Raw genomic sequence first — 6,000 nt, 5'->3', positions numbered from 1 at the left:
AATGCCGCCGAGCGCGGCGTGCGCGGTATCGCCCTGGGGAGAAAATCCTGGTTGTTCTGCGGCTCTGATCGTGGCGGCGAGCGGGCCGCGGTGATGTACAGCCTGATCGTCACCGCCAAGATGAACGATATCGATCCGCAAGCCTGGCTCGCCGACCTTCTGGCGCGCATTGCCGAGCACCCGGTTCACCGGCTCGACGAACTGCTTCCGTGGAATTGGCGCGACCGAAACAAGCAAGTCGATCAGGCAGCCTGAGTGACCGCTACGGCCTTCACCGGATGCTTACGGGCGAGGTCACTCGGCCTCACGGCGGCGCCGACGAATTGTCGCCCTGGCCGTCAGCTACTCGTTAAGGTCCAGTGCCTTTCAAAGCGCAATTGACGGAGACTCTTGGGCAGGTGCGCGCGTGCGAGCCATTACGTGAAAATACGACAGGCCGGCCGTAGCGTCTCCAACAAGGAAGCGTGAAAGCATCCTTTGATTGGCGCGATCATCCCGCAATAGGCTCCGTATCCGCTGTCCCCATACCTCATCTGGGACGGCTGGGCGTTGAGAGCGACCGGTTTTGGCTTGTCGCGCGCAATTGCGCTCCGTCCGCGTCAGGTGACAACACGATATCCTCAATCTCGCTCCCGTCGCGCATCCTGGCCACGATCTCAAATTTGTTCGACTTGGTAAGTTGGAAGATCGTGCCGTTATTGCTGCCGTCCGCGTGCGTTCGGTTCACAATCAGGAACGAACCAGCGCCCACTAGCCGATCCTTGAGATTGTCCACGGCGCGGCGTAACTGCGCCTCGTCGAAATAGCCACGATTAAGCAGATTTGACACGCGGATTGCGTTGAACCGGCCGCGTAGATCCTCCGGGTTCGCCGCCAGTATGTCGTCATCGGCAAAACGCAGCCGGGCGTTGTCGCGCGCAACCGGGTTAACCAACAATACATCCTCCCCCCTTCGCCTCCCATTGGTCAACAGCAACAGCGTGCTTGCAAACGCATTGAGCGCAGCGACCAGGAAGCCGGTACCTCTGAAGAAGTCCCGCGGCCCATCCAAGGACCATCGAACCGGACGATTCCCGAGAATGTGCTGAATTACCTTGCCGTCACGGTCGAGAAGCACCTCATATCCCGGCAATAGGGGCACGAGGCTCCCGTGCATGCACAGATCCGTCGCGACGATTTCCGCATCGATGTCAGCGCGGGCCAGAGCATCCGCCCATTCGAGCGAGGAAATCGCCGAGGATGCGCCCACGTCCATGATCTCGCGCGGTTTGCGGTCGAGTTTCTGCCACTCGCCGATAACCAGCATGTTGAGATCATCGAGGCGATGATGGTCGGTGGTCTTGAAGGTGCCGTTGCGCAGGCGTATTGAGGCAAAGAATGCCGCCTCCTGCTCTTGCGTAAACGTATCACCTGCTGTCAGAAAACTCCTTGCATTGAGAATCACGCCAGCCTCCAGAATCTCGCAATGTGCAAAGCTCAGGCTTGCCTTTTGACCAAATCACAAATGCGGAAAGGAACCACTTTGGGCCGAAGGGTGGGCAGTTGATCCAGGACTTGGCTATCAGCGAAGTGAAACAATACTAAGAGGTTCTGTTGGCGCATGGTCACTCGAGATCCTGGAGGCCGGCTCCCCAACGGGACGAGATGTATTAGCTAATGCATTTCCTTCTCGTCTCATCTTGGCAAGTGTTCGATAATACCCTGTCACAAACAAAATAGCAGCATAAGACGCCAAAACGGCAGCGGGCCCGACTGTCGCAGCAATTGGCGCCGACGGTTTCAGCACGTCGGCCGACAAACGTACCACGATTGCGCACACCGCAGATGCGCTCAGAATTTTTCCAAGATTGTTCCAATCCTGTACTCTTGCGATCGGAATGCTCATTACTTTTGAAAGTCGTCTAAGGCAGAGCGCATACGCTACGAAGGTGGCCAGTGCCGATCCCACAGCCGCGCCCGGCAAGCCGTAATACCAAACACCGACTAAGCTGGTTACTACGGCAAAGGGCAAAATTGAGGCTTCATAACGCATGTTAGCCGCCCCTTGTCCGAACACGCTCAGCAGGGTGGTAATCTCAGCCGATATCAACGTCTGTACCAGATAAATGCGCAGTACTGGCGAGCCGCTAACGTACTCCTTTGTAAATAGAAGCTCGATGACTTCATAAGAAAAGGCGAATAATGCCGTAATAGCGGGAAACATGATCGCGCTAATTATCACATTGCCCTGATTGTTCAGCCGCAATAGCTCTTCGTGGCGACCAACTGAATGAAGATGACTCATCCTGGGCAAAAGCAAATTCAACAGTACGCCTCTCAGGACTTCAAACGGCATGAGGAGCGTAGTTGCAATTGAAAATATGCCGAACACCCCTGATGAAAAGACCGTGGCCACAATCCATTGCTCGGCTTGTTTTCGCATGTTCCATAGCAAGCCAGCCACGCCGAATGGAAGAGCATAGCGAAGCTGCGTGCGGAATTGCTGTTGGTCCAGCGGGAACAGTCGAATACCGCAATAGCGTGCGATGAAATATGCCAGAAGTCCGAGTCGGAGGCAGGCAGCAAGTGATGTGGCAACGAGCACCTCTTCAAGTCGCCGGAAAATCACTGCCGCGGAAATTATGAGCGCGGCCCTGAGCACGGATGTGGCCACGATAGCTTGTGCCTGCCATCGAATCTGCCCCGCGGCGTTGGGTAACACGTCGAGTAACAAGCCCAAATTCGAAGCAAGCAGGAAGACCACAATCAAAGACCCATGCTGGTGCAGTAGGTCTCTCATGGCCGAGGGCAGGGCATCGGCAGAGACAAAAATCAGAACCGACGCAATCATCGTTACGACAAGCAAGAACAGCGCCGTCTGCCCAACATAAAGCCGGCGTCCCTCGGAATCCAAACGGACAAAGAAGAAGAGCAAACTGCGGGGCAGTTCAAAGGCGAACAACAGAGCCACGGTATTTACGAGCAGCCAGAACAACCGATATTCGCCAAACGCTCCGGGGTCGATCGTTCGCACTAGAACGACTGGCGTCAACAGCTGGATGGCCTGTTCGATGTAGCGAGCACCGGAGAGTACAATGCCTTGACGTGATATTGATGCCATGGAATCAGGACCTAGACGCTAGCGGCGATGGCGCCGACGAAAGCGAAGTTGGCAGGAACGTCGGCCCGCCCCGAAGCACGTCCGAAGAAAACTGAGTGTGCTCCTTCGGGCAGCAAACAAGGCCCTAAAAACTCACGTGTTCGTTCTGTGACCATCGCCGAGGGCGAGATTTGAGCGAGTGTAAGCAAAACGGTTGGGAATACAAAAGGCATTCGATCAAATTCACCGGCGGCTGAGTGGTTACCCAATTGTAAGTACTCCGCAATGCGCTGATTCTCGATTGCTGCACCCAACATCATGGTCTGACCCTGAGCTTTGTTCGTGCGCTGTACGAAAGATTGATCTCGCGTTCTGGGCGCTCAACACATTCACGCGACGCACGGGTGGCATGCCGGTCTGAACGAGGAGTCGGCGCGGGTGATCTATGCCGATATCCAAGTCAAGCGGCGCACTACCGCGCACCTGCACGCGGGGCTGGCCCGACGCGTGTCATGTCGCTATCGAAGCGTGGCGTGTATGTCGTACCAACCGGACAAGGTACCGGTCGCCTTCGCCCGGCGCCACCGTGACAGGCTCTTATCCGCAGAATGCCACTTACCGTCACTCTCCCAGGGGCCGGGTCCGGAACTGTGTCCGGAGACGAAAAAGCGCCCTGCGCGTCTGAGTTGGCGGCAGTCGGCATAGCCGAGCTCTCGCACGAAGCGTCGTATGATCCGGTCGTAGAGGCGGTCCTGGTTGGCGAGCTCGCGGAACGACGTCTGACTGACGATCTTGAATTTTCCGAAGCCGATTGTTCGCGCGTGCTCGACCAGTTCTTCGACGTCGTCCCCGATTTCGAACGACAGGTATTCTGGGCGGTTCTCCGAATTGAGGGAGAGCACGCATATCCGATCCGCCCCTTCGATATCGACCTTGACATAGAACGGCGCACCATAGCGGGAGAGCAGGTCCTGCATTGTAACGCCGGGCACCGTGATGGAACCGATCGGGAGCTTGTGCGCCACGCGGTCGCCGAATACGGAACTCGAGCCCGGGTCGGCGCCGCTCAGCACCAGCTCAACCGGATCGCGACTCGTCGAGATCGCGGCGTTGACGCATATCATTTGTCCCGACGCGATCTCGGCGGCGAACTTCTCGGTGGCGCGTTGCGCCAGTTCCGGATTGGCCTCCACCGCGACCACCCGATATCCGGACTGCAAGTAGTACGCGCTGTCCGCTCCGTCGTACATGCCGATATCGAAAACGGTACGCATCTGTGTTCTTCTGAGCTCTCTATGTAGGCAGTCTGGTGCGGATTGCCGGGCACAATGTAGATGTGCATCCGGGTTACGGTCGCCTCGTGCGGCGTTCACAACGAGCACAAAAGTGCCTCCAAATCGCCAGCAACCTTGCTCCAGGTGTAATGCTCCAACACGACCTTTCGAGCACTCTCAATCATAGAGAGCCGCCGGCATTCATCTTCGATAAGCAACTTGATCGCAGACGCTGTCGTCTCGGGTTCATCAGCTCGCATGTAGTCGATGCCTTCACGTGCCATGCTAACGGCTTCAATGCCAAGTCCGGTTGAAACCACAGCCAATCCCATGGCGAACGCCTCAAGCACTTTATTCTTCAATCCACTGCCAATTCGCATTGGATTCACCATGATGGGGTATTCAGCCAGTACGGAGCAAATATCGTCAACGAACCCAGTGAGACGAATACCATGGTCTCGCTTTGCCTCCTCTACGAGCCAACGTTCCGCATCCCTGCCCACCACGCACCACTCAATTCCGGCCGGTGCCAAGTACGGTCGATAGACATTCTTGTAGAAGAAGCGAACCGCGTCGCTGTTCGGTTTGAAGGAAAGATTTCCCCAAAAAGCCACCCCCCTCCGTTTTGCGACATGACCATTTGCGTCAAATGTCTCCGCAAGGTCGGTCGAAACTCCGTTCGGTATTGTGCTAATGTTTGTACTAGTACCGGACAATCTACAAACGGTATGAGAATCCGCATCATTGATTGTTGTTACGTGGTTGAACCAATGAGGCAAACAAGCTTCCGCCTTGGCAAGGCGGGCGCGCATTAGATGCGCCTTTAGACGTGTTTTTAGCTGCAGGGGCCAAGGTGGAAAAAGCTGCATTTCTCTGGTCAGTGTTAGAACTTCACTGTCCATGAGATCGAAGAGTATCTTCTTGTTGCTCGAAAACGGCCTGACGAATTCCGCAAGGAAAAGGCCAAAGACAACCATATGGCTGATACTGTTCTGTTGACAGATGTCGGCTATGGCTTCGGTAACCTTTGAAAAATGATGCGGGTAGGAAAGTGAATAGTAATTTGAATCATTTCGACGGTAGTGCCGTTTCAGCGAGGGCCTGGTTGTAGGAAGAGTCGGTGCATTGCTGATCTTTTTGAAGACATCGGCCAAACCGACCAGGCCGTCATTGCAGCCATCGAGCGAACTGAGATTAAGCATCAGAAGGTACAGCTCATGCTGCTTCGCTAATTCGCGACACAGGTGCCATACGCGAAGATCATGGCCGTTGCGCAGGTTAGCGAGCCGTTTATGAGTTATCACCAGGATGCGCATCACGAGGACTCATTGATTGTCAATTGGGCGGACGGCGGCGCGATGCTCGCTGACCAGGCCTTTGACCCGACCTGTGTTGATTGGAGCCCAGTTGGCTTGTTGACGCAACAGGAGGCGGCGCTTCCCAGTGCAGCGCAGCGTTTCGCTCCATTGCTCTTCGTGAGTAATACTTTGGATCGACGTCCGGCGTGAACCGACAGAGACCGCTATGGCGCGATTTCTGTGGCTGCTGCGCGATGGCTCGGGCCTCGTGCTGGACGTCAATACTCGCGCCGCAAAGCCCGCCGTCATTCGACTGTGGCGGCTCTGATCCGGAGATAAGATGCCGAAG

Annotated in this window: 6 protein-coding genes; 1 reads left to right on the top strand and 5 read right to left on the bottom strand. The window is 55.8% G+C overall.

Annotated elements, in window-relative coordinates:
• Window positions 1-255, top strand: a 255-nt coding sequence (locus tag A3M7_RS44915; RefSeq protein ID WP_156936975.1) for a transposase domain-containing protein, incomplete at its 5' end; no start/stop codon positions are given.
• Between the two features lie 274 nt (window positions 256-529).
• On the opposite strand, the gene A3M7_RS0125335 is transcribed toward A3M7_RS44915, so the two are convergent.
• The 5 genes from A3M7_RS0125335 to A3M7_RS47145 all read right to left on the bottom strand — a co-directional run bounded on the left by A3M7_RS0125335 (window position 530) and on the right by A3M7_RS47145 (window position 5,669).
• Window positions 530-1,444, bottom strand: coding sequence for a hypothetical protein (locus A3M7_RS0125335; RefSeq protein WP_027546426.1), 915 nt, complete (start codon window positions 1,442-1,444; stop codon window positions 530-532).
• Between the two features lie 117 nt (window positions 1,445-1,561).
• Complete coding sequence (locus A3M7_RS0125330) at window positions 1,562-3,100, bottom strand: lipopolysaccharide biosynthesis protein (RefSeq protein WP_027546425.1); 1,539 nt, start codon at window positions 3,098-3,100, stop codon at window positions 1,562-1,564.
• Window positions 3,101-3,111: 11 nt separating this feature from the next.
• Window positions 3,112-3,399 carry a hypothetical protein gene (locus A3M7_RS48850; protein ID WP_156936974.1) on the bottom strand — a complete coding sequence of 96 codons (288 nt, stop codon included), beginning with the start codon at window positions 3,397-3,399 and terminating at the stop codon, window positions 3,112-3,114.
• 198 nt (window positions 3,400-3,597) lie between these two features.
• The gene (locus A3M7_RS0125325) at window positions 3,598-4,353 is read right to left on the bottom strand and encodes an FkbM family methyltransferase (protein ID WP_027546424.1); all 756 of its coding nucleotides are present in this window, start codon (window positions 4,351-4,353) and stop codon (window positions 3,598-3,600) included.
• 95 nt (window positions 4,354-4,448) lie between these two features.
• A complete protein-coding gene (locus tag A3M7_RS47145; RefSeq protein ID WP_084302499.1) occupies window positions 4,449-5,669 on the bottom strand; it encodes a glycosyltransferase in 1,221 nt (406 codons plus the stop codon).
• Window positions 5,670-6,000 lie beyond the last annotated feature (331 nt).

Origin of the sequence: Bradyrhizobium sp. WSM2254 (assembly GCF_000472645.1) — a bacterium.
Taxonomy (GTDB): Bacteria; Pseudomonadota; Alphaproteobacteria; order Rhizobiales; family Xanthobacteraceae; genus Bradyrhizobium; species Bradyrhizobium niftali.
The sequence above is the reverse complement of the archived record's forward strand: the minus strand, read 5'-3'. Positions and strand labels throughout refer to the sequence as shown.

Coding starts and splice junctions, on each gene's coding strand:
- A3M7_RS0125330 (WP_027546425.1), bottom strand. CDS start 3,100: ATGGCATCAATATCACGTCAAGGCATTGTACTCTCCGGTGCTCGCTAC.
- A3M7_RS48850 (WP_156936974.1), bottom strand. CDS start 3,399: ATGATGTTGGGTGCAGCAATCGAGAATCAGCGCATTGCGGAGTACTTA.
- A3M7_RS0125325 (WP_027546424.1), bottom strand. CDS start 4,353: ATGCGTACCGTTTTCGATATCGGCATGTACGACGGAGCGGACAGCGCG.
- A3M7_RS47145 (WP_084302499.1), bottom strand. CDS start 5,669: ATGCGCATCCTGGTGATAACTCATAAACGGCTCGCTAACCTGCGCAAC.